Origin of the sequence: Paraburkholderia sp. 32, assembly GCF_050435345.1 — a bacterium.
GTDB classification, from domain to species: domain Bacteria; phylum Pseudomonadota; class Gammaproteobacteria; order Burkholderiales; family Burkholderiaceae; genus Paraburkholderia; species Paraburkholderia tuberum.
In genome coordinates, this window is sequence record NZ_JBNDKD010000003.1 from 77,818 (window position 1) to 100,564 (window position 22,747).

General features: G+C 61.5%; 23 protein-coding genes and 3 pseudogenes. 19 read left to right on the forward strand and 7 right to left on the reverse strand.

Features of this window, described 5'->3' with window-relative positions; translation table 11 throughout:
• Positions 1-13 precede the first annotated feature (13 nt).
• From OKW26_RS22995 to OKW26_RS23020, 6 genes and pseudogenes are all read left to right on the forward strand, one after another.
• Positions 14-586, forward strand: a pseudogene (locus OKW26_RS22995) (radical SAM protein); the annotation flags it as partial.
• A gap of 154 nt (positions 587-740) precedes the next feature.
• Positions 741-1,637 (forward strand): ubiquinol oxidase subunit II, encoded by an 897-nt coding sequence (gene cyoA / locus OKW26_RS23000; protein ID WP_429355331.1) that lies wholly within the window; start codon positions 741-743, stop codon positions 1,635-1,637.
• Between the two features lie 3 nt (positions 1,638-1,640).
• On the forward strand, positions 1,641-3,647 hold the full coding sequence (gene cyoB / locus OKW26_RS23005; RefSeq protein WP_429355332.1) for a cytochrome o ubiquinol oxidase subunit I: 2,007 nt from the start codon (positions 1,641-1,643) through the stop codon (positions 3,645-3,647).
• 3 nt (positions 3,648-3,650) lie between these two features.
• Positions 3,651-4,259, forward strand: a complete 609-nt coding sequence (gene cyoC, locus OKW26_RS23010) for a cytochrome o ubiquinol oxidase subunit III (protein WP_429355333.1) — start codon at positions 3,651-3,653, stop codon at positions 4,257-4,259.
• The gene (gene cyoD, locus OKW26_RS23015; protein ID WP_184072336.1) at positions 4,260-4,592 is read left to right on the forward strand and encodes a cytochrome o ubiquinol oxidase subunit IV; all 333 of its coding nucleotides are present in this window, start codon (positions 4,260-4,262) and stop codon (positions 4,590-4,592) included. It begins immediately after the preceding gene.
• A 47-nt stretch (positions 4,593-4,639) separates the two neighbouring features.
• Positions 4,640-5,779, forward strand: a complete 1,140-nt coding sequence (locus OKW26_RS23020) for a fatty acid desaturase (RefSeq protein ID WP_429355334.1) — start codon at positions 4,640-4,642, stop codon at positions 5,777-5,779.
• Between the two features lie 9 nt (positions 5,780-5,788).
• Here OKW26_RS23020 and OKW26_RS23025 read toward each other — a convergent pair whose 3' ends face one another.
• The 3 genes from OKW26_RS23025 to OKW26_RS23035 form a co-directional block, all read right to left on the reverse strand.
• Entirely contained in the window at positions 5,789-6,307 is a 519-nt protein-coding gene (locus OKW26_RS23025) for an ankyrin repeat domain-containing protein (RefSeq protein WP_429355335.1), read from the reverse strand.
• A gap of 70 nt (positions 6,308-6,377) precedes the next feature.
• Positions 6,378-6,986 (reverse strand): hypothetical protein, encoded by a 609-nt coding sequence (locus OKW26_RS23030; RefSeq protein ID WP_187615860.1) that lies wholly within the window; start codon positions 6,984-6,986, stop codon positions 6,378-6,380.
• 36 nt (positions 6,987-7,022) lie between these two features.
• Positions 7,023-7,442, reverse strand: a complete 420-nt coding sequence (locus OKW26_RS23035) for a group II truncated hemoglobin (RefSeq protein WP_026226291.1) — start codon at positions 7,440-7,442, stop codon at positions 7,023-7,025.
• 379 nt (positions 7,443-7,821) lie between these two features.
• On the opposite strand from OKW26_RS23035, the gene nifH reads away from it, so the two are divergent.
• The 13 genes and pseudogenes from nifH to OKW26_RS23100 all read left to right on the forward strand — a co-directional run bounded on the left by nifH (position 7,822) and on the right by OKW26_RS23100 (position 18,410).
• Positions 7,822-8,703, forward strand: coding sequence for a nitrogenase iron protein (gene nifH, locus OKW26_RS23040; RefSeq protein ID WP_018423167.1), 882 nt, complete (start codon positions 7,822-7,824; stop codon positions 8,701-8,703).
• Between the two features lie 105 nt (positions 8,704-8,808).
• Entirely contained in the window at positions 8,809-10,272 is a 1,464-nt protein-coding gene (nifD, locus tag OKW26_RS23045) for a nitrogenase molybdenum-iron protein alpha chain (protein WP_184010370.1), read from the forward strand.
• Between the two features lie 74 nt (positions 10,273-10,346).
• Positions 10,347-11,906, forward strand: a complete 1,560-nt coding sequence (gene nifK, locus OKW26_RS23050; protein WP_429355336.1) for a nitrogenase molybdenum-iron protein subunit beta — start codon at positions 10,347-10,349, stop codon at positions 11,904-11,906.
• Positions 11,907-12,316: 410 nt separating this feature from the next.
• Positions 12,317-13,774 carry a nitrogenase iron-molybdenum cofactor biosynthesis protein NifE gene (gene nifE / locus OKW26_RS23055; protein ID WP_429355337.1) on the forward strand — a complete coding sequence of 486 codons (1,458 nt, stop codon included), beginning with the start codon at positions 12,317-12,319 and terminating at the stop codon, positions 13,772-13,774.
• A 50-nt stretch (positions 13,775-13,824) separates the two neighbouring features.
• Positions 13,825-15,216: a nitrogenase iron-molybdenum cofactor biosynthesis protein NifN gene (gene nifN / locus OKW26_RS23060; protein WP_429355338.1), complete on the forward strand. Its 1,392-nt coding sequence runs from the start codon at positions 13,825-13,827 to the stop codon at positions 15,214-15,216.
• 22 nt (positions 15,217-15,238) lie between these two features.
• On the forward strand, positions 15,239-15,652 hold the full coding sequence (nifX, locus tag OKW26_RS23065) for a nitrogen fixation protein NifX (protein WP_429355339.1): 414 nt from the start codon (positions 15,239-15,241) through the stop codon (positions 15,650-15,652).
• Positions 15,645-16,130 (forward strand): NifX-associated nitrogen fixation protein, encoded by a 486-nt coding sequence (locus tag OKW26_RS23070; RefSeq protein WP_429355340.1) that lies wholly within the window; start codon positions 15,645-15,647, stop codon positions 16,128-16,130. Before nifX ends, OKW26_RS23070 begins: the two co-directional genes overlap by 8 nt.
• A 24-nt stretch (positions 16,131-16,154) precedes the next feature.
• Positions 16,155-16,355, forward strand: a complete 201-nt coding sequence (locus OKW26_RS23075; protein ID WP_105512102.1) for a CCE_0567 family metalloprotein — start codon at positions 16,155-16,157, stop codon at positions 16,353-16,355.
• Between the two features lie 25 nt (positions 16,356-16,380).
• Positions 16,381-16,698 carry a ferredoxin III, nif-specific gene (fdxB, locus tag OKW26_RS23080; protein ID WP_429355341.1) on the forward strand — a complete coding sequence of 106 codons (318 nt, stop codon included), beginning with the start codon at positions 16,381-16,383 and terminating at the stop codon, positions 16,696-16,698.
• An 11-nt stretch (positions 16,699-16,709) separates the two neighbouring features.
• Positions 16,710-17,270: a nitrogen fixation protein NifQ gene (locus OKW26_RS23085; protein ID WP_184038027.1), complete on the forward strand. Its 561-nt coding sequence runs from the start codon at positions 16,710-16,712 to the stop codon at positions 17,268-17,270.
• Positions 17,271-17,273: 3 nt separating this feature from the next.
• A pseudogene (locus OKW26_RS23090) lies at positions 17,274-17,651 on the forward strand (hypothetical protein); the annotation flags it as partial.
• A 53-nt stretch (positions 17,652-17,704) separates the two neighbouring features.
• A complete protein-coding gene (locus tag OKW26_RS23095) occupies positions 17,705-18,208 on the forward strand; it encodes a hypothetical protein (protein ID WP_429355342.1) in 504 nt (167 codons plus the stop codon).
• Between the two features lie 79 nt (positions 18,209-18,287).
• The gene (locus OKW26_RS23100) at positions 18,288-18,410 is read left to right on the forward strand and encodes a hypothetical protein (protein WP_429355343.1); all 123 of its coding nucleotides are present in this window, start codon (positions 18,288-18,290) and stop codon (positions 18,408-18,410) included.
• Here the strand turns inward: OKW26_RS23100 and OKW26_RS23105 are convergent.
• From OKW26_RS23105 to OKW26_RS23120, 4 genes and pseudogenes are all read right to left on the reverse strand, one after another.
• Complete coding sequence (locus OKW26_RS23105; protein ID WP_429355344.1) at positions 18,400-19,188, reverse strand: ABC transporter permease; 789 nt, start codon at positions 19,186-19,188, stop codon at positions 18,400-18,402. The genes OKW26_RS23100 and OKW26_RS23105 overlap by 11 nt on opposite strands.
• A 3-nt stretch (positions 19,189-19,191) precedes the next feature.
• Positions 19,192-20,106 carry a nodulation factor ABC transporter ATP-binding protein NodI gene (nodI, locus tag OKW26_RS23110; protein WP_429355345.1) on the reverse strand — a complete coding sequence of 305 codons (915 nt, stop codon included), beginning with the start codon at positions 20,104-20,106 and terminating at the stop codon, positions 19,192-19,194.
• Positions 20,107-20,378: 272 nt separating this feature from the next.
• Positions 20,379-21,737: a chitooligosaccharide synthase NodC gene (nodC, locus tag OKW26_RS23115; RefSeq protein ID WP_429355346.1), complete on the reverse strand. Its 1,359-nt coding sequence runs from the start codon at positions 21,735-21,737 to the stop codon at positions 20,379-20,381.
• 259 nt (positions 21,738-21,996) lie between these two features.
• Positions 21,997-22,650 (reverse strand): annotated as a pseudogene (locus tag OKW26_RS23120) (polysaccharide deacetylase family protein).
• Between the last annotated feature and the right edge of the window lie 97 nt (positions 22,651-22,747).

Here is a 22,747-nt window from a genome sequence, read left to right on the forward strand (position 1 = left end):
TCCCGAAGTCAAGATGCGACATCGGGTCACGCGTAGGAATGTCGAGATAGCGGGAGCCTTGAGGCCGGACTATTGGCCTTCAACCGCATTGACTGGTACCCAGGATGTTTCTCGCACCCGGAGACACCGATTTCGCAGCCATTGCCGGACTGGCTGCAGCCGCCGAACGGCACGCAGATCACTCTGCTACTTCTGCGCATGCAACAAGGTCATTACGCACGACCATGGCTGCAGCGCTAGATATCTGAGCTACCTCGTTCGTGAGATGGACCTGGTCGCGTCACATCTCGGACCTGACCGGCGAACCGTGCAGCTGCATCTGGGAGATGGAACGCCGACCTTCTTCCCTGTTGCCGAACTCGAAGAGCTTGTCCAGCAACTGCAGAACCGCTTCGCGTTCTCGATCGACGCAGAACTTGCCATCGAAATTGATCCGCGAACCGTCAGCACCAAAACGCTTTCACCACTCGCGCGCCTCGGCTTCAACCGAGCGAGCTTCGGCGTACAGGACTTTGCTACCGACGTTCAGCAGGCTGTCAATCGCATCCAGCCACTCGATGTGGTGGAACGCGCACTCAGCGGCGCACTGCGTCAGTGCACCGCACCCCGCCGCTTTGTTCGTCCTTGATCGACATCAATCACAAAGCTGGCCGGTTGTCGGACCATGACGCTGCGAGTGTGATGCCGCATGCGTCAAGCCAGCTTCAGGTCGAAAGTGCCACAACCCGGACTTAACAACTATGACAGACAGAAAAGCCTTAAGGAAACGGTCGATAGCCATCGTCACGACATTGAGCGCCTGTCTATCGGGATGTGACCTGACTGTACTTGATCCTAAAGGGAGCGTCGGCGCGGCCGAGAAGTCGCTGATCGCCACCGCCACGTGGGCGATGCTGATCGTCGTGATCCCGGTGATCCTGCTGACGCTGTTCTTCGCGTGGCGCTACCGTGCGTCGAACCGTCACGCGGTCTATGCACCCAAATGGGCGCACTCGACGGCGATCGAGATCGTCGTCTGGACGATCCCCGCCCTGATCATCCTGTACCTCGGTATCCTGACGTGGCGCACCACGCATGAGCTCGACCCGTACCGGCCGCTGCAGTCGAGCGTGAAGCCGATCGACGTCGAGGTGGTCGCGCTCGACTGGAAGTGGCTCTTCATCTACCCGGACCTCGGCATTGCGTCGGTGAACCAGCTCGCCGTGCCAGTCGATACGCCGGTGAATTTCCGGATCACGTCGGACTCGGTGATGAACTCATTCTTCATCCCGCAACTCGGCACCCAGGTGTATGCAATGGTCGGCATGCAGACCCGTCTGCACCTGATCGCGGATGCACCGGGAAATTTCGAAGGCATGTCCGCCAACTTCAGCGGCAAGGGATTCGCCGACATGAAGTTCCGCACGCTCGCGACGAGCACCACCGACTTCGACGCATGGGTGCGCAAGGTCAAGGCTTCGCCGGACCGCCTGAGCATGGACGAATACGCCGAAGTCGCGAAGCCGAGCGAGAAGCAGTCGGTACGCTACTTCTCATCGATCGACCAGCACCTGTTCCGCAACATCGTTGCCCGATACAACAACGGCAACGTCACGGCCTTCCGCGACGCCGCCTGTCGCACGCAGACCACGGAGTAAGCCATGTTTGGAAAACTCACGCCCGGCGCGATTCCGTTCGATCAGCCGGTCATCATGGGCGCGGCCGCGTTCATGGCGCTCATCGTGCTGGCGGTCATCGTCACGCTCACGAAGCTCGGCCGCTGGAAGTGGCTCTGGACCGAGTGGCTGACAAGCGTCGATCACAAGAAGATCGGCATCATGTACATCATCGTCGCGGTGCTGATGCTCGTGCGCGGTTTTGTCGACGCCGTAATGATGCGGCTTCAGCTCGCGATCGCGTTTCACGGCCCCGGTTACCTGCCGCCGCACCACTACGACCAGATATTCACCGCGCACGGTGTCATCATGATCTTCTTCATGGCGATGGCGCTGATGGTCGGCCTCTTCAATCTTGTCGTGCCGCTGCAGATCGGCGCGCGCGACGTCGCCTTCCCGTTCCTGAATTCGCTGAGCTTCTGGATGACGGCGATCAGCGCGATCCTGATCAATCTGTCGCTCGTGTTCGGCGAGTTCGCGCAGGTCGGCTGGCTCGCGTATCCACCGCTGTCGGAGCTGCAGTTCAGTCCCGGCGTCGGGGTCGACTACTACATCTGGAGTCTGCAGCTCTCCGGCGTCGGTACGCTAATTACCGCGATCAACTTCTTCGTGACGATCGTCAAGCTGCGCGCGCCCGGCATGACGCTGATGAAGATGCCGGTGTTCACGTGGACCGCGCTGTGCTCGAACGTGCTGATCATGGCAACGTTCCCGATCCTAACCGTGACGCTCGCACTGCTCGGCCTCGACCGCTACGCAGGCATGCACTTTTTCACAAATGAGCTCGGCGGCAACGCGATGCTGTACCTGAACCTGATCTGGGCGTGGGGCCACCCGGAGGTGTACATCCTCGTGCTGCCCGCGTTCGGCATCTACTCGGAAGTGATCGCGACCTTCGCGAAGAAACCGCTGTTTGGCTACAGAACGATGGTCTACGCGTCGTGCGCGATCACGGTGCTCGCATTCCTCGTGTGGGCGCACCACTTCTTCACGATGGGTTCCGGCGCGGACGTCAACGCGTTCTTCGGCATTATGACGATGGTCATCGCGATCCCCACGGGCGTGAAAATCTTCAACTGGCTGTTCACGATGTACCGCGGTCGCATCGAGTTCACCGCACCCGTGCTCTGGACGATCGGCTTCATGGTCACGTTCACGATCGGCGGCATGACGGGCGTGATGATGGCGATCCCGGGCGTGGACTTCGTGCTGCACAACAGCCTGTTCCTGATCGCGCACTTTCACAACGCGATCATAGGCGGCGTCGTGTTCGGCTATCTCGCGGGCTTCCATTACTGGTTCCCGAAGGCGTTCGGCTTCAAGCTTAACGAGAAGCTCGGCAAGCGGGCGTTCTGGTGCTGGTTCGTCGGCTTCTACGTGTCGTTCGTGCCGCTCTACGTGCTCGGCTTCATGGGCATGACCCGGCGCCTGAATCACTACGACAACCCGACCTGGCATCCCTGGCTGTTCGTCGCCGCATGCGGCGTGGTGCTGATCGCACTCGGTGTCGTGCACCAGATCGCCCAGGTCGTCGTGAGCGTGATCCATCGCAACGAGCCGGAATACGGCGACCTGACGGGCGACCCGTGGAACGGCCGCACGCTCGAATGGGCCACCGCGTCGCCGCCCGCTGTCTACAACTTCGCGCGCATACCGGTCGTCCACCAGCTCGACGCGTTCGCGCACATGAAGGAAAGCGGCGCAGCAAATGCCGCACTGGCGCATTACGAGGACATCCACCTACCGTCGAACACCGCGGACGGGTTCCTGATCGGCGCATTCAGCCTCGTGCTCGGCTTCGCCGGCGTCTGGCACATCACGTGGCTCGCCGTGCTGGCCTTCGTCGCGATCGTCGCCGCGCTGATTGCGCGTAGCTTCCGCGACGACCATGGCTACGTGATTCCGGCCTCGCGCGTGCGCGAAATCGAAGCACGACGCGGCAGCGCACCCACTCCGGCCGCCCTTGAATTACCCGAATCCGCGGAGACCTGATCCATGACGCAACCTGCATTACTCGTCCATCACGGCAGGTCGAGCGCTGACCACGGCCCAACGCCCACCGTGTTCGGCTTCTGGCTGTACCTGATGACCGACTGCATGCTGTTCGCGTCGCTGTTCGCCGTGTTCGCCGTAATGGCGCACCAGTTCGCGGGTGGACCGTCCGGACGGGACCTGTTCGACATCCCCGGTGTCGCACTTCAAACCGGCGTGCTGCTGCTGAGCAGCACCACCTACGGCTTCGCGATGCTCGGCGCGCAGCGCCAGGGGCGTGGTGCCGTGATCGGCTGGCTCCTCGTGACGTTCGTGCTTGGCGCGCTGTTCCTCGCGTTAGAGCTGCGCGAGTTCTCGCACCTGGTCGCCGACGGTGCCGGGCCCAGTCGCAGCGCCTTCCTGTCGTCGTTCTTCACGCTGGTTGGCACCCACGGCCTGCACGTGACAGCCGGCCTCGTCTGGATGGCCGTGCTCGTCGTGCATGTCGTCCGCTCGCCTGAACTGTCCGGTCGCGACCTCACGAGTCTGACATGCCTGAGCCTCTTCTGGCACTTCCTCGACATCGTGTGGATCTGCGTGTTTTCGTTTGTCTATCTCGGGAGCATGCTCTAAATGGTCCATTCACACTCGACGTCCACGACCGCCTCGCGTGGTGACGTCGCCGGTTATATCACCGGTTTCGTGCTTGCCGTGGCGCTGACTGCTGGCTCGTTCTCGATCGTCACGCAACGGTTGCTGCCGTCCGGCTCCGCGATTATGGCGCTCGCGTTGCTGGCGTTCGTGCAGATCGTCGTGCAACTGGTGACGTTCCTGCATCTCGACCTGTCGCGCGGCCAGCGCTGGAACGGGCTGGCGTTATGCTACACCGCGCTCGCCGCGCTGTTCCTGATCTTCGGCACGATCTGGGTAATGCACAATGTCAGCATGAACATGATGTCGCGCTGACTCGCCACCAGCGCGAAACTGTCTGGTCACATCATCGCGGACACGGCATGCAGCCGTCGGCCGCGTGCGTAGTGTTGTGCTGCACCGCTCTACCGGTCTTCTTCATGAACAGTCCGAATCACCCCGTTCCCGCCAATGAGCCATTGCCCCATCGCAAGGTCATCCGCTCGTGGCTGACACCGTTCGCCGAACGCCGCACCGCCTACGCGCTTCTGCTGCTCGTGTTCGACTACGTTTTGCTATTGTGTGCGCTCGCCGCGAGCGTGTTCGCGCACGGGTTCGTGCTGAAGACCGTATTCGGATGCATGGCGGGCTTCGTCATCGGACGGCTCTTCGTCATCGGTCACGACGCATGTCATGAGAGCCTGACCCGGCACCGCACGCTCAACCGCTGGCTGGGCCGGATCGCCTTCCTGCCGTCGCTCACGCCGTACAGCCTGTGGCAAGTGGGTCACAACGTGGTGCATCACGGCTACACGAACCTGAAAGGCGTCGATTTTGTATGGGCACCGCTGACGATCCAGGAATATCGCGCCTTGAGTGGGCCACGGCGCGCACTGGAACGTATCTATCGCAGCGGCTGGGCGCCTGGTCTCTACTACATGATCGAAATTTGGTGGACGAAGATGTTTTTCCCGTCGCGGGCCGCAATGCCGACGCGGCGCCTCGTGTTCTTCCGTGACTGCACGCTGGTATCGGTGTTCGCACTGGTGTGGATCGGCGCGCTCGCGTGGATCGCTCGCGCGACGCAGCGGGGGGTGGTCCCGTCAATCGCATGCGGGTTCGGGGTGCCGTTCCTGTTCTGGTGCGCGATGGTGGGTTTCGTCGTGTACGCGCACCACACGCATCCGCAAATCCGCTGGTACGACGATCGCGCGAAATGGGGGCGTTCGGATCCGTTCGTATCCACGACGGTGCACTTGACCTTTCGCTGGCGTTTTGGCGCGCTGTTTCATCACATCATGGAGCACACCGCGCATCACGTCGACATGACTCTCCCTCTATACGGGCTCGTCGGTGCTCAGCGAACCCTCGAAGCGATGCTTCCGGAACGGATCGTCGTGCAGCGGTTTTCGTGGCGTTGGTACTTCGACACCGCACGAGGCTGCAAACTATACGATTTTTCGACTGATCAGTGGACCGACTTCGCTGGTCGCGCGACGCACGTCCCTCTTAAGACTCGCTAACAAAGCCTGTCATCCGAAAGCAAGCAGCAGTTGCAGCCCGAGGTCGGCTGCCATGTCGAGCGCGCTGCGGCCATCCGGTGCGCACAGTTCTGCGTTCGCCCCATGCGCAAGCAGCATCTGCAGGACGTCGAGGCGACCGCTCGCGGCTGCTTGCATCAGGCATGTGATGTCGTCGTCGTTCACATGGTCGATCGGCGCGCCGGCGTCGATCAACCGCAGGATGGTCGCGGGGCCGCCGTGCAGGCACGCGAACCAGAGCGCATGGTTGCCGTCGTCATCGAGCGCGTCGGCGCGTGCGCCGAGTGCGAGCAACGCTTCGACCACCGCGTCCTCGCCATGCTGCGCGGCGCGCATCAACGGGGTTTCGCCGTTCACGCAGCGCGAATGCGGAGCAGGGAAGCCGTGGTACGCCAGCCAGGTGGAAAGTGCGGCGGGCACGATCGTATCGAGTTGTGCATCGGCGTTCCGGACAACGCGCGAGGCCAGGCGTTCGCGGACGACGAAAGCAGTGTCAGTGTGCATGATCATGGTCGCGTTCGGGTGCAAGGGAACATCGGTTGGCGCAGCCGCGCGGGCGGCGGCCGCAGGGACCCGAGCCTCAGACGGGCCGGTTCTCGTTGGGGTTGCGCACCGGCCCCATCAATTCAAGTCCTTCGCTGTAGGTGATCGTCTCGAAGGTCACGTCGAACTTGATGGCCGCGTCCGCTACCGCATCCAGCTTGCCGCCTGAGTCCTTTTTCTTCAATTCGTTCTTCTCGAGGTACAGCAGTTCGAGCATCTCGTTGTAGACGGTGGACTCGAGAATCGGCAGCACATAGAACATCGCGCCCTTGTACGGCACCTGATATCGCTTGCTCAGGTCGATGTTGTCGCAAAACAGAAAGTACTTGCCGTCCGCCGAGAGCGTGTCGCTGAGCACCTCGGCCACGTCCTTCAGATGCTCGAAGCTCAACAGATACCCGGCGAAGAACGGCAAGTGCTTATGGCCGATCGTCGCGCATGCCATCACCTGATCGCAGGTCAGCTCCGGCGGCCGCGCTTCGTCGGCGAGCTTTGGGGCAAACCGCAGCGCAAGTTCGCCGCGGAAGCCGACCCGGTCGAGCCTGTTCGTCAGCCCCTTGAGAACCGGGTTGAGCAGACGGCCTTCATGTTCGAGACGGGCGAACGCGGTGTCGTCGATCTCCTTGTGCGCGAGCGTTTCGGTCATCACAGATCCTTGGGTTAAACAGCGTTGAAGAGGGATTCACGTCTGCGTATTGCGCATCCGGTCGGCGATTTTGAAAAAGGCCTGCATCAGTTCATCGCGTAGCACCGGATCGACACCCGTCTCGTCGAACGCGGCGCGCATGCAAGCTAGCCACGCATCCCGTTCGGCGGTGCCGATCGCGAATGCGGCATGACGCGTGCGCAGCCGTGGTTGGCCGCGCTGTGCCGAGTACCGCTTGTCGGCGCCGAGCCATTCGCACAGATACAGCACCAGCACGGCCTTCGTCGAAGACAGGTCCGGGTGATGCATCGCGCGAATGCGCTGCGCGTCGGCCCGCGTATCCATGTGCCGATAGAACGCGTCGACCAGGCGGATGACGGCGGTCTCGCCGCCTAGACGGTCGAAGTGCGTCTCGCGCGGCACGGGTCGCGAAGCTTGGGTGGCTGGTGTGTCCATGGCGCGATCAACGCAATAACCGAACCAGGCCGCAACCCGGCGATTGTCCGGCTGCACGCAGGCCAATGCGACAGAAATCGCACGACAAACGCGCCCGAATGGTTTCATTGGCGACGAAGTTCGCGTGGTTTGTCGCGAAATCGACAAGACAGAAGAGGAGTCCGCAAAAGTCCCGTACCAACCGCCGCAGCGCGGCGGGGCGGACGCGTCGCAGTACCGCTGGTGACGTGGCACAGAAGCTGCGTTTGGAGTCCAGCGCGGACACAGGTCCGGCCGATGCGTGACTCGATATAAGAAGACCCATACAGGCACGACAGGCTGACATGGTCGCGGTTACGCAACCCTGGTTTCAACCCTTCTTCCTGAATGGAGAAATGCAATGTCTAAACTTCGGCAAATCGCTTTCTACGGTAAAGGCGGTATCGGCAAGTCGACCACCTCGCAGAACACCCTGGCAGCCCTGACTGAACTCGGGCAGAAGATCCTGATCGTCGGCTGCGATCCCAAGGCGGACTCTACTCGCCTGATCCTGCATGCAAAGGCGCAGGACACCATCCTGTCGCTAGCGGCCGAAGCCGGCTCGGTGGAGGACCTCGAACTCGAGGACGTGATGAAGATCGGTTACCGCAACATTCGTTGCGTGGAGTCCGGCGGTCCGGAACCGGGCGTCGGCTGCGCGGGCCGTGGCGTCATCACGTCGATCAACTTCCTCGAAGAAAACGGCGCCTATGACGGCGTGGACTACGTGTCGTACGACGTGCTCGGCGACGTGGTGTGCGGCGGTTTCGCAATGCCGATTCGTGAGAACAAGGCGCAGGAAATCTACATTGTGATGTCCGGCGAAATGATGGCCATGTATGCGGCCAACAACATTTCAAAGGGCATTCTGAAATACGCGAACAGCGGCGGTGTGCGGATCGGCGGGCTCGTGTGCAACGAGCGTCAGACCGACAAGGAACTCGAACTCGCCGAAGCGCTGGCGAAGATGCTCGGTTCGAAGCTGATCCACTTCGTGCCGCGCGATAACATCGTGCAGCACGCCGAGCTGCGCCGCATGACGGTGATCGAGTTCGCGCCCGAATCCAAACAGGCGGAAGAGTATCGCCAGCTCGCCACCAAGGTGCACAACAACGCGGGCAACGGCACGATCCCGACGCCGATCACGATGGATCAACTGGAAGACCTGTTAATGGAGCACGGAATCATGACGTCCATCGACGAATCGCAAGTCGGCAAGCCTGCAGCGGAACTGACCGCCTAAGCGAGCACCGCTGTGCGCGGCCCGGTGTTCTTCTTCACGCGATGAACCGGGCCATGCCGGCCACCCGCTGCCAGGCTTGATACTCACCCTATGGAGCATTCCCCCATGAGCGTCACTGTTGAAGAGCGCAAGGCCGCGAACAAGGCCCTGATCGATGAAGTGCTGAAGGCCTATCCGGAGAAGATGGCCAAACGGCGCGCCAAGCATTTGGGCACCTTCGAGGACGGCAAGCCCGACTGTGGCGTGAAATCAAACATCAAGTCATTGCCGGGCGTGATGACGATTCGCGGTTGCGCGTACGCCGGCTCGAAGGGCGTGGTCTGGGGGCCCATCAAGGACATGATCCACATCAGTCATGGTCCGGTCGGTTGCGGCCAGTACTCGTGGGCCGCGCGTCGCAACTACTACATCGGCACTACCGGTATCGACACCTTCGTGACGATGCAGTTCACGTCGGACTTCCAGGAAAAGGACATCGTCTTCGGCGGCGACAAGAAGCTCGACAAGATCATCGACGAGATTCAGGAACTGTTTCCGCTGAACAAGGGCATCTCGATCCAGAGTGAATGCCCGATCGGCCTGATCGGCGACGACATCGAGGCCGTCTCGAAGAAGAAGAGTGCGCAGTATGAAGGGCACACCATTTTGCCGGTGCGCTGCGAAGGTTTTCGCGGCGTCAGCCAGTCGCTGGGCCACCATCTGGCTAACGATGCGATTCGAGACTGGATATTCGACAAGGCCGATCCGGACAAGCGGCCCGAATTTGTTTCGACGCCTTATGATGTTGCGATCATCGGCGATTACAACATCGGCGGCGATGCCTGGTCGAGCCGGATTCTGCTCGAAGAGATCGGCCTGCGCGTGATCGCGCAATGGTCGGGCGACGGTTCGATCGCCGAGCTCGAGAATACGCCCAAGGCCAAGCTCAATTTGCTGCATTGCTACCGCTCGATGAACTATATCAGCCGGCACATGGAAGAGAAGTACTGCATTCCGTGGGCGGAATACAACTTCTTCGGCCCGTCGATGATCGAGAAGAGCCTGCGCGAGATCGCCAGCCACTTCGACGACACCATCAAAGCCAACGCGGAGAGGGTGATCGCCAAGTATCGTCCCCTGGTCGATGCGGTGAACGCGAAGTTCAGAGCGCGCCTGCAGGATAAGACCGTGATGCTGTTCGTTGGCGGCCTGCGTCCGCGCCACGTGATCGGCGCCTACGAAGACCTCGGCATGAACGTGGTCGGCACCGGCTACGAATTCGGCCACAACGACGACTATCAGCGCACCACGCACTACGTGAAGGACGGCACGCTGATTTACGACGACGTGACCGGCTACGAGTTTGAGAGGTTCGTCGAACAGGTCCAGCCCGATCTGGTCGGCTCCGGCATCAAGGAAAAGTACGTGTTCCAGAAGATGGGCGTGCCGTTTCGCCAGATGCACAGCTGGGACTATTCCGGTCCATATCACGGCTACGACGGCTACGCCATTTTCGCGCGCGACATGGACATGGCCATTTCCAGCCCGGTGTGGGGGCTCGCCAAGGCGCCCTGGAAGAAAAACCCCTAAGCGCCGGCCACCGCGCCGATCACCGGACTGACCACCGGCCGGCAGGCCATTGAATTGAATATCAGGAGCATCCCGTGCCCCAATCCGCAGACCAGATTCTCGACCAGGAATTCCTGTTCCGTGAGCCCGAGTACCAGAAAATTTTCCGCGCGAAAAAGGAAAACTTCGAGTTCAACCATTCAGACGAGCAGGTCAAGCAGATCGTCGAGTGGACCAAGAGCGAAGACTACCGGCAAAAGAACTTTGCACGCGACTCGCTCACCATCAACCCGGCCAAGGCCTGCCAGCCGCTCGGCGCAGTGTACGTGGCCAACGGCTTTCACAAGACGCTCAGTTTTGTGCATGGCTCGCAGGGCTGTGTAGCGTTTTACCGCTCGCACTTCTCGCGTCACTTCAAGGAGCCGACCTCGTGTGTCAGCTCGTCGATGACCGAGGACGCGGCGGTGTTCGGCGGCATGAACAACATGATCGACGGCCTCGCAAATGCGTACAACCTGTACAAGCCCGACATGATCGCAGTCTCCACGACCTGCATGGCGGAAGTGATCGGCGACGACCTCGACGCGCTCATCAAGAGCAGCAAGCAGAAGGGCAGCGTGCCGGAAGACTATGACGTGCCGTTCGCGCACACGCCGGCCTTCGTCGGCAGCCACGTGACCGGCTACGACAACGCGCTCCTCGGCATCCTCAGGCACTTCTGGGACGGCAAGGCCGGCACAGCGACGCCGCTTGAGCGCGTGCCCGACGACAGCGTCAACTTCATCGGCGGCTTCGACGGCTACGTGGTCGGCAACATGAAGGAAATTCGCCGCATCTTCGATCTGTTCGGCGTGACGGTGAACATCATCTGCGACCCATCCGAAACGTGGAATACGCCGACCGACGGCGAGTTCCGGATGTACGAAGGCGGCACGACCAAGGAGGAAGTCGAGCGCGCGTTGAACGCGAAGGCGACCTTCGTGTTCCAGGAATACTGCTGCGAGAAGACCAGCAAGTTCATTGGCGAGCATGGACAGGAAGTGGTGGTGCTGAACTCGCCGGTTGGCGTCGCGGGCACCGATCAGTTCCTGATGGAAATCTCGCGCGTGACCGGCAAGCCGATTCCGGCGCAACTGGAGAAGGAGCGAGGCCAGCTCGTCGATGCGATGGCCGACAGCCAGGCTCACCTGCACGGCAAGCGCTTTGCACTCTACGGCGACCCGGACCAGATGCTGGGCTACACGCAGTTCCTGCTGGAACTCGGCGCCGAGCCGGCTCACGTGCTGGCGACCAACGGAAACGAAACCTGGGCCGCGAAGGTGCAGGCGCTGTTCGACGCGTCGCCCTACGGCGCCGGCTGCAAGGTGTATCCGAAACGCGATCTGTGGCACATGCGCTCACTGCTGTTTACCGAGCCGGTGGATTTCCTGATCGGCAACACCTACGGCAAATATCTGGAGCGCGATACCAAAACGCCGCTGATACGCATGGTGTTCCCGATCTTCGATCGCCATCATTACCATCGCTTCCCGACCTGGGGCTATGAAGGTGCGTTGCGGGTGCTGGTCACGCTGCTGGACGAGTTCTTCGAAGCGCTCGACGCCAACACGATCGACGTGGCGAAGACCGACTACAGCTACGACATCATTCGCTGACGAGGAGAGCGCGGCCATGGCAGACACAGCAGATGCATCGGGCGCGGCAGATGCAGTTCTGGCCGTAACGTCGAGGTCATCAACGACTGGGTTCGCCTGCCCGGTGGGGGCGAGGCCGATCACCTCGTCCCGCTGCTCGAACACCCGAACCGGCAGATGATCGCCCAAGTGCTGCCCGGGGCTCCGCGCATGTGGCCGCCGGTTGCCGTTGACGCACGAGGAGATTGCGATTGCGCAGGGTGCAATGTCGGCGGTTTTCTGTGTCGCGAGCCGTCTGTCGCAAACCGTTCAAACCCGCCATGGCGATGCGCGCGAGCGACTGCTTCAGCGCCAATTGGCACGTTTTCAAGGCGTTTCCCGGTGGTATGGTACTTGCCACTAGAGAAACGTCCATCCATCAGGAGCACGTCATGTCTGCTTCGCTCAATGCCCAAATCGCCGAAGTTTTCGACGAGCCGGGTTGCGACAGGAATCAAGGCAAGAGCGAGAAGGAACGCAAAAGGGGCTGCACGAAGCAGCTTTCGCCGGGTTCGGCCGCAGGCGGGTGCGCGTTCGACGGCGCGAAGATCGCTTTGCAGCCGGTGGTGGACGTCGCACACCTCGTGCACGGGCCGATTGCCTGTGAAGGTAACTCGTGGGACAACCGGCACGCCGCTTCGTCCGGTTCGCAACTCTATCGCACCGGCTTCACCACCGATATCAACGAACTCGACGTGGTGTACGGCGGCGAGAAGCGCCTGTTCAGGAGCGTGCGCGAAATCATCGAGAAATACGATCCGCCCGCAGTGTTCGTCTACCAGACCTGCGTCACTGCGCTGATCGGCGACGACATCGAGGCAGTCTGCAAGCGCGCCACCGAACAATTTGGCAAGCCGGTGATTCCGGTCATTTCTCCCGGTTTCGCCGGGCCGAAGAATCTGGGCAACAAGCTTGGCGGCGAGGCAATCCTAAACCATGTGATCGGCACGCGCGAGCCCGAGTACACGACGCCGTACGACATCAACGTGATTGGCGAATACAACCTGTCGGGCGAACTCTGGCAGACCAAGCCGCTGCTCGACGCGCTAGGCATCCGTATCCTCTCGTGCATCTCCGGCGACGGGCGCTACAACGAGATCGCAAGTTCGCATCGCGCCAAGGTCAACATGATGGTCTGCTCGAAGTCGATGATCAACGTCGCGACAAAGATGCAGCGGCGCTACGGCATCCCTTACTTCGAGGGCTCGTTCTATGGGATCGGCGACATGAGCGACACGCTGCGCCATATCGCCAGCCTGCTCGTGCAGCAGGGCGCGCCGGACGATCTGCTCGAGCGGACCGAGCGCCTGATCGCCGCCGAGGAAGCGCGTGCGTGGGAGCGCATCACGCACTACAAAGCGCGCCTTACCGGCAAGCGGGTGTTGCTCATCACAGGTGGCGTGAAGTCTTGGTCGGTGGTTTCCGCGCTGCAGGAAGCAGGGCTCGAAATCGTCGGCACCAGCGTCAAGAAGAGCACTAAGGAAGACAAGGACAAGATCAAGGAGATCATGGGCGACGACGCCCACATGATCGACGGTATGACGCCGCGCGAGATGTACGCGATGCTCAGGGACGCGCGGGCCGACATCATGCTGTCGGGTGGCCGCTCACAGTTCGTCGCATTGAAGGCCCGCATACCGTGGCTCGACATCAATCAGGAACGCCACCACCCTTATGGCGGCTACGAGGGGATCGTCGAGCTGGTGCATGAGATCGACCGCGCGATCTACAACCCGGTGTGGCAACAGGTGCGGATCCCTGCTCCGTGGGGCGACGACGGGGGAGCGATCGGTGTGGTCCGAGCGCAAGCCGCGCGCCCGCTGTCGAGCGCCCCGGGGTGGGGGCGATGAGCCTCGAACCCGGTATACCGACCTGACGCCCCCAAACTCGAGAACATGCCATGGCCGATGTCGTCGAATCTATGAAAGCCTGTGCGGTCAATCCGCTCAAGATGAGCCAGCCGCTGGGCGCGAGCCTCGCGTTCCTTGGGCTCGATGCCTGCATGCCCGTGATGCACGGCTCGCAGGGCTGCACGTCATTCGGCCTCGTGCTGCTGGTGCGCCACTTCAGGGAGGCGATCCCGCTGCAGACGACAGCCATGGACGAAGTCACCGCGGTGCTCGGCGGCTACGAGAACATCGAGGCCGCGCTGCTCAACATCCGCAAGCGCGCTGCGCCGAAGGTCATCGCGATCTGTTCAACAGGTCTCACCGAGACCGAGGGCGACGACGTGGACGGCTATCTCGTTACCGTGCGCAAGCGCAAGCCCGAACTCAACGACACTGAGATCGTCTATGTGTCGACCCCCGACTATGTCGGAGCATTCGAAGACGGCTACCGGCATGCGATTACCGGCATCGTCAACGCGCTGGTCAAGGCGTTGCCAACGGTGGCCAATCAGGTGACGCTGCTGCCCGGCAGCCATCTGTCGCCTGGCGACATCGACGAACTGCGCGAGATCATCGAAGCGTTCGGCCTCGATGTCATCGTGCTGCCCGACATTTCCGGCTCGCTCGACGGCCATATCGCGCCGGACTGGCGCGGCACCACACTGGGTGGTACCACGCTCGCGGAGATCCGGGCCGCGGGTGCATCGGCATTTACGATCGGCGTGGGCGAGCAGACGCGCGACGGCGCCGAGGCATTGCATGCTATCGCCGGCACACCGTTCGAAGTGTTCGGGCGGCTCACCGGACTGGAACCCAACGATCGTCTGCTGCAATTGCTCGCGCAGCGCTCCGGACGACCCGTTCCCGCGAAATACCGGCGTCAGCGCAGCCAATTGCTCGATGCGATGCTGGACGGCCATTTCTACACCGGAGGCATCAAGGTCGCGATCGGCGCAGAGCCCGATCTGCTGTTCGCGGTCGGCAGCATGCTGCACGAGATGGGCGCGCAGTTGCGCTGCTGCATCAGCACGACGCGATCGCGCGCGCACGCGTTGCTGCCCGCTGATCAGGTCGTGATCGGCGATCTCGAAGACATGGAGCGCGCCGCGGCGGACTGCGACCTGCTGATCACCCATTCGCACGGCAGGCAGATGGCCGAGCACCTGCAAAAGCCGCTCTTCCGGATCGGTTTTCCGGTCTTCGACCGGGTTGGAAACGCACATCGACGCTACGTCGGCTACCGCGGCACGATGAACCTGATCTTTGAGATCGCCAACCTGATGATCGAGCAGATTCCGCATCACGATCCGGGCGAATGGCCGCTGCCGCAGGCCGCTATCGATCTGGCCGCGCGCGATCCGGCGCGCGAAGCGAACATTCCTGTCGTCGCGGCCGGTGCTTGACCCACCTAAAGGAGCACGCAGCATGAAGATCGCGTTCGCCACCCAGGACAGGCAGTTCGTCGATGCGCATTTTGGCTGGGCGAGGAGCATCGTCACCTACAACGTCACACCGGACGGCTACCAGTTCGTCGAGGCGTTCGACTTTGGTGGCAAGCTCGAAGAGGACGGCGACGAGGACAAGCTCGCGCCCAAGCTCGAAGCCGTCAAGGATTGCGCGATCCTGTACGTCGCCGCAATCGGCGGCTCGGCCGCGGCGCGAGTGGTTGCGCTGAAGATTCACCCGATCAAGGTGCCGCGGCCCGAGTCCATCGAGGAGACTCTCGGCAAGTTGCAACAGGTGCTGAAGGGCACGCCGCCGCCGTGGCTGCGCAAGGCGCTGGCGAAGGATGGCGAACGTGTATACGACTTTGAAGACGATGAGGTATCCCATGGCTGAAACATCCGCAATTCCGTCCAAGGCCAGCGACGAAATGCTGCTGGTCGCACCGTTCGTGCAGCAGCTCGTCAGGCAGTTGCGCGCGCAGGACACCCACGGCGTGTGGGACGGAAAGACCGACCTGCAACTGCTCAAGCCGTACATCCACACGCCGGAGGAACGCCGCGCGATTCCGATCATGGGCGACCCCGACCCCGAAACGCTGTGGCGGCTCGAGCTTTTCTATAGCGCGATTGCGGTGGCGATCGAGCGTGAGACCGGCCAAATGGTTTCGCCGATGATGAAGATGAGCCACGAGGGCTTCGGCCGCATGGTGTTGCTCGCGGGGCGGCTCGTTGTCGTCAACAAGCAGTTGCGCGACGTACACCGGTTCGGCTTCGCTTCGCTGGAGAAGCTCGCCGAGGCGGGCGCAAAGCTTCTCGACGAAGCGGTCGAGGTGATCCGGATGTACCCCGCCGTCGCACAGTACGGCGCCTGAAGGAATCGTGAGGGGACCGAGACGATGAGCACCGATGCCGATGAACTCAAGGCGCACCTGAAGAAACTCAACGCGCAAGCGACCCGGGCGAAGTTGGACCTGCACGACCTCTCAGAGGAACTCCCGACCAACTGGGAGAACATTCTCGCTGTCGCCCAGCGCTGCCATGACGCCCACGCCGCGCTGATGGCAGCCCGCAAGGCTGCCGCTGCGGCAGCGGCCTGAACCAGCGAAGCCATGGAGCCACATCATGAGCGATACCTTCAGCGTTACGCTGCCAAGCGGCGCCACCTGGACGCCGACGTTCGTCAACAGGCTCGACGAAGAAAAATGCATTGGTTGCGGACGTTGTTTCCGTGTCTGTCCGCGTGGCGTGCTGCAACTCGTCGGGCTTAACGAGGACGGCGCGCACGTCGCACTGGACGGCGACGACGAAGACGAAGACGAAGACGACGAGTACGAGAAGAAGGTGATGATTATCGTGCATCGGGAACTGTGCGTCGGCTGCACCGCGTGCGCGAAGATCTGCCCGAAAAAGTGCTACACGCACGCGGCGGCCGTTCTCTGAGCGATGCCGCGATGGACGCCTATGCAACCCTGATGGCGTGTGCGGTGGATGCGGGCGATCCCACCGTGCTGGCACTGGCCGGCGTGCTGTCGAGCGGGTTCGAGCACCACGGCGTCGATGTGCTGCCGATGCCCGGACTGGACGCCGACCAGACGCGCCGAATGCTCGCGCGCTGGTTCCCGGGTGCCGGCTCGGCGCTCGGTCTTACGTGCGTCTTGTCGCCCGCCACGATGCCGCGTGGCGACGAACTGGAAGACCTGGTGGCGTTGCTCAATCACCATGCCGATCCGCGCGCCGGCCCGGCAGACGAGGCGAACTGCGTGGCTCATGCATTGGCCTGCGCGAGCCTCGGGCAAAACCACCTTTGGCAAGACCTGCTTCTGCCGTCGCGGCGCGAGTTGTCCGCATTGATCAGCCACTGGTTTCCGCGGCTGGCCGCGAAGAATACGCATGACATGAAGTGGAAGAAGTTCTTCTACAAGCAACTGTGCGAGCGCGAGGGCCTGTTCATCTGCAAGGCGCCGAGTTGTGGCGTCTGTTCTGACCATGCGCTTTGCTTTAGAGCGGAGTAGGCAGCACGCGTCGGTCACCGCTTCGATTGTGTCGCGTCGCGGGTGGCCGACTTCGTGGTCGAGTCCTGCGGCGGCTGCTGTATTACGGCGAGCGGCATGCGCATCTGCAGGCGGGCTTTCGGGCCGCCGTTGCTGTTTGACGAAGAGGGCCGCGAACCCTGGCTGATTCAACTTTGGCACGCGTTCGACGACGTCGGTTTCCCGCCCGCGCTGCGCGCCGACTTCTGGGGCTGGGCGAAGCCGCTGTCCGAGCATCGGCTGGCGCCGCACGCGCGTCATGCCGGCCGGACGCGCTACACGTACGACGCGGTGCGTAGCTGGTTTCTCACTCCGGCAGCGGGCGAACGGCTTGCGGGCCATGTCACGAGGCGCTCTCCATGAGACCCATGCCGCCTGCCGTTGCCGTAACGGTGCGATCCGAAGCGCAGCCCGTCATGAATCAGAACCGCGGCACATGCCTTCCCGACAGCAGTGCGAGCCTGTCGCTGGAGCGCGCGCGGGCACATGTCGCGAGCCTGCAGCACGAGTTGTTCGCGGTTGAGCAGGCGCTGCTCGACGACCGCGCACTGACGCGCGCATTGAGCGGGCGTCGATGGGTTTATGTGGGCGGGCGGCCAAGCATCAACGCCGTGCTGCGTGCGCTGGTGGAGGCGGCCGGAGGCGAGTTCGTTCATCACACCGGGACCATCGACGACGATAGCCGTGCCGAAGGCTTCGAGGCTTTGCTGTCGGGCGCCTACCGGGTGCTGTGCCCATTGGATCTGATCGACCCGGACTCGCTGGTCGCGCTGCGGCGATTGTGCGCGCGTCACCGCGCGCCGTGGTCCGCTTTGCGTTCGTCGAGCGTGACGAGCTTCATCGCGGGCGTGTTGCGGGCTCGGCCTGCCCAGCCGCGCGGCGCGGTCGCAGCGTCGCGCTTCTGCCTGAGGCATGGCTGACGTCGTCATGACTTTACGTACCGCGAGATGTGGGCGCAAAACTTGCCTTTGACGTGGTCTTTCCACGAGAGGGCCTGCCATGTCGGATTCCGCACAACGCTCCGGCCTTTTCCTCAACGTCGAGAACCCCGACGGCGACGCGCGCGATGCGCTGACGCAAACCGTGCGTAATGCGCCGGCCATAGCTGGCATTAAGACATGAGGCGTCGACGTAACAGCGCCACCGACAGGAAGAACGGCAACACCGTGCAAATGCAGAGAGCGCCAATATGCAGGGCAACACTGCCCGCCGGGCGTCCGAGCATCGCGGGACGGATAAGGTCGACGGAATGTGCGAGCGGCAAGAAGCGCGCTACGTCGCAAAAAGCGGCAGGTAGCTTACTGATCGGGAAGATCACGCCGCTCAGGAGCACCATGGGCGTGAGAACGAGCGTTTGATAGAACACGAAGTAATCGTGACTGGGTGCAAGCGCCGTGAGGATCATCGCCAGACTCGCGAAGGCGAGACCAGTCAGGGCGATGGCAGGCAATGCATAGAGAATGGATGACCACGCTGCATAACCCAGCACGGTGGCTACCACCATGACGGCGATGCCGGCAAAAAAGGCCCTGGTGGCGGCCCATGCCAGTTCACCGAGAACGATATCGCCGAGCGTGAGCCGTGTACACAGGATCGCTTCCCACATGCGCTGAACATGCATGCGAGAGAAAGCTGCGTAAATCGTTTCGAAGGTCGCGGAGGTCATCGCGCTCGTGGCGACCATACCCGCCGCGAGAAACGCGATATAAGATGCGCCATCGACGCGACCTACCATTATCCCGAAACCAAAGCCGAGGCCGAACAGATAAATCATAGGATCGGCAAGGTTACCGAGAATCGAGGCAAACGCGACTTTTTTCCATGCCAGATAGTTGTGGCGCCACACTGCAACCCAGTTCCACACGTTCGCGGGCAGGGCCGCTGCATAAAACTCTCTCATCGTTCACTCCTTCATCCCGCGCCCGGTTAACTGCAAAAAGACATCCTCGAGATTTGCTGGACGCTGTAAAAGGCGCAGCGCCGCGCGCCCGCGCAACTGTACACACACCCGTTCCGGATCGGACACATAGCAGAAGAGGGTCCCACCACTGACCTCGATACGCTGCGCGTGCGGCGCGATCAACGTGCGCAGCTCATGCGGATTGCCGCCGTGGATCTCGACCACGTGGCTCCCGATCTGTTCTTCGATTAGCACGCGAGGCCCGCCTTCGGCGATCTTTCGCCCCTCCTCCAGCACACACAGTTGGTCGCACAACCGCTCGGCCTCTTCCATGAAATGGGTGGTCAAGAGGATCGTCTTGCCGCGCGCCAACAATGAACGCAGGCTTTCCCAGATCAGGTGGCGCGCATGCGGGTCGAGACCCGTTGTAGGCTCGTCCATGACCAACAACTGTGGATCGTTGATCAGCGCGCGTGCCAGCATCAGCCGCCGCTTCATGCCACCGGATAGTTCGGTGACGCGCGCATCGACCTTGCTTTCGAGGCAAGCGAATTCGAGCAGTGACGGCACGACCGCTTCAATTTCACGTGTGCTCATGCCGAAGTAGCGCCCAAACACCAGAAGGTTCTCGCGTACGGTGAACCCTGGCTCGAGGTTGTCGAATTGCGGCACCACGCCAATGCTCATACGTGCCGAGCGAGCGCGCGCCGGCACTGGCTCCCCGAGCACGATGATCTTGCCTGCGTCGGGCGGCGCCATGCCGAGAACCATACGCACCGTCGTGCTCTTGCCCGCGCCATTTGGCCCTAGCAGACCGAAGCACTCTCCAGGCGCGACGCTGAACGACAATCCGTCGACTACGATCTTGTCGCCATATGACTTCCTTACGCCGGTGAAGCTGATTGCTGCTTTGGACATGGAGATAAGAAGGAAAATTACGCACTCGTCTTAGAGAAAAAGAAGCCGTTCTGCTGCCGCGGCCCGATTGAAAACGCCCTGGTCGATAGACGATCCTTGCCTGCCAAGCGCGAGAGTTACTGACAATGGAGTACCAGGATTTCGGTGAACGCACTGGCGTTGGGAAGACGACAATCGAGCCTTTGCGTGAGACGATCGCAATCAAGCGGACCAGTGCCGATGGTGGGCGGTTCCGGGTTGGCGCAATACTCGAGATCTATATGTACGATTAACTAATCGCCATCGAATGCTTCGTCAGACGTCGCTAATGTTGAAGACTCGCACGCGTGATCCTGCCGACGGTGTGGAGTCGCAGATCTTGACGCTGAAGTCGCGTTCGGCTTTGTAACCGGATTCGGAGTATCGACCTGTTTTTCATGAACGTTCGATACGTTCCCTGCAGAGCCACGGGACAGCCAATCGCTATTGCTCAATGTACACAGCGCATAGACTTTCAGGGGGAGCAAGAGAAAGAGGTTAATGGGTGTGTGAAGAGAAAAGCCAAGAAATCGAATCTGGCGAGCGCGAACCGATGCCACGCTACAGCGGATCATGGTCGATGATGCGATTATCAGGGCGGTCCACCACGGCACTGTCGCTGTCAATGCGAGCTGCGCGAGACCCGCTAGTAGCGATAAGCCGAGAAATAGCGAGCCCAGATTCAGTCCGATCACGTCCAGGGTAAGGTAGCGATCGAGACAGGGCAGCAGGCGTAGCGAAAGCAACGTGTCCCGATAAGTACTGCGCGCCCAGCGCAGTTGTTGGCGCAGATACGCCCCCAGTCTGTCTGGAACGACTGTCGCCGCAATGGCGTCCGGAACGTACACGGTCCGATAACCTGCCGTCAGCATGAGAATCGTCAGATGACGGTCCTCGCCGAAGTCGCTCGGCTTCCCGCGAAAAAGTTGCGTCTCGTACTGATCTAGCAGCAAAAGGAGCGCGGACCGGCGGTACATGGCACACGGACCGCAGCAACACATAACAGCGCCGAAGCGAGTCTGTGCGGCGCGCTCTTCGTTGCAAGCCAACCAGTACTCCATATCGATCAGACGGGTCAACCAGGTGTCGCCGCGGTTGCTGGCCGTCAACTGCCCCATGGCGGCGCCTATCGTCGCGTCTCGCATTGTCAATACGAGCTTCTTGACGACATCGGGCGCCAGCGTCGTGTCCGAGTCGACGTTGAGTACCAGTTCCCCGGATGAAGAGCGTATCGCGGCGATCTGTGCCTTGCGCTTTCCCATATTTTGGGGAAGCGTAATGAAGTTGAATCTGGGGTCGCGCGCGTGGGCATCGTATACCGGCCTCACGGCGTCGAGATTCGCAGAACCATCATCGACCACATAGACCCGCAGTTTTCCGGCGTAGTCCTGGTTTGCAATGGACTTCAGGCACGCCGAGAGCGTGCGCGGTTGCTCGTTAAAGCACGGCACGATGACGTCCACGTCCGGCAGAAAGTTGGGGTCGGCGGCATTGGGCGAATTCGGCGGACCACTCGTCGGTAGGCCATGGAGGGCCTGTACGCTTTTGTAAACAGTCGAGAGTAGTGCATACAACAAAACCGGGGCAGTGCTGATTGTGGCAATGGCATTCATAGATGTCGGTTTGTTCCGTGTGGTTGGGGTAGCGAGCTGATTACAAATCCGCAGTCACGCAGTTCTGGAATCAGGCGGGAAAGCGCCATGAGGGTCTGGTCGCGCAGCCCAGCATGACAGCACCGTCCTGACTCGCCGGGAGGACGTCCGTTGTGCAAGAGCACAATTGCGCCAGGCCGGACAGAGGCCAGCACCGCGCTGACAATCGCATCGACGTGTAGACAGCAGCACTTGATTCGACAGACAGTGACAGTTCATTTCATCGTTCCCGACTTGAAAGCTGCTTTTTTCGGGGTGAGGAAAAGGTCAAGCCCGAAGCCGCGAAGCGGTGCGCCGCAGGCGCAGGCTTGAGGTTCGACTCGCCCCGAAGAATCATTCCCTGGTCGGGGGCGGACGATAGCTCCGCTGACATTGTCTGGCCGGTCAAGTACCGGCTAATACACATCGACGCCGGGGCGAGACTAGTCTGACGCCAAGGGTCTACCGACCAGTCAAGAGCCGCCAGGCCCGCCTTTGCCGCTTCAGCGACCACTTCGTCCGTCCATGTTCCGTAAGGGGCACGTATATGCCGAACTGTGGCTTGGGCACACGCCATCCGGATGATCCTGTTCGCGTCCAATATTTCGCGTCGTACTTCATCAGGTTCGCATCTGGACAAATCCGGATGAGTCATCGTGTGAGTGGCAATCTCTTGTCCCTCGGCGATCATTCGTTAGATCAGCTTCGGCTGGTCCTCTACGTACGCGCCGATGACGCAGAACGTTGCTGGCATCCGGTGTTCTGCCAGCACATCGAGGACGTCCGGTGTGCAAAGTGGATTAGGACCGTCGTCAAACGTCAAATAGACGTCGCGACGTCCGGCGCGATCGTGGCATTCGTCGCGCGCCTCGGATGCGCAATCGAGTACCTTCACAGCTCTGGCCCGTTTCGTTCAATTATCGAGCCAGTAAGCTGCTCCATAGTCGATCGTCCCATCCGGAAGGCCACGGGCACGGTTTCGGTAAGCTTAG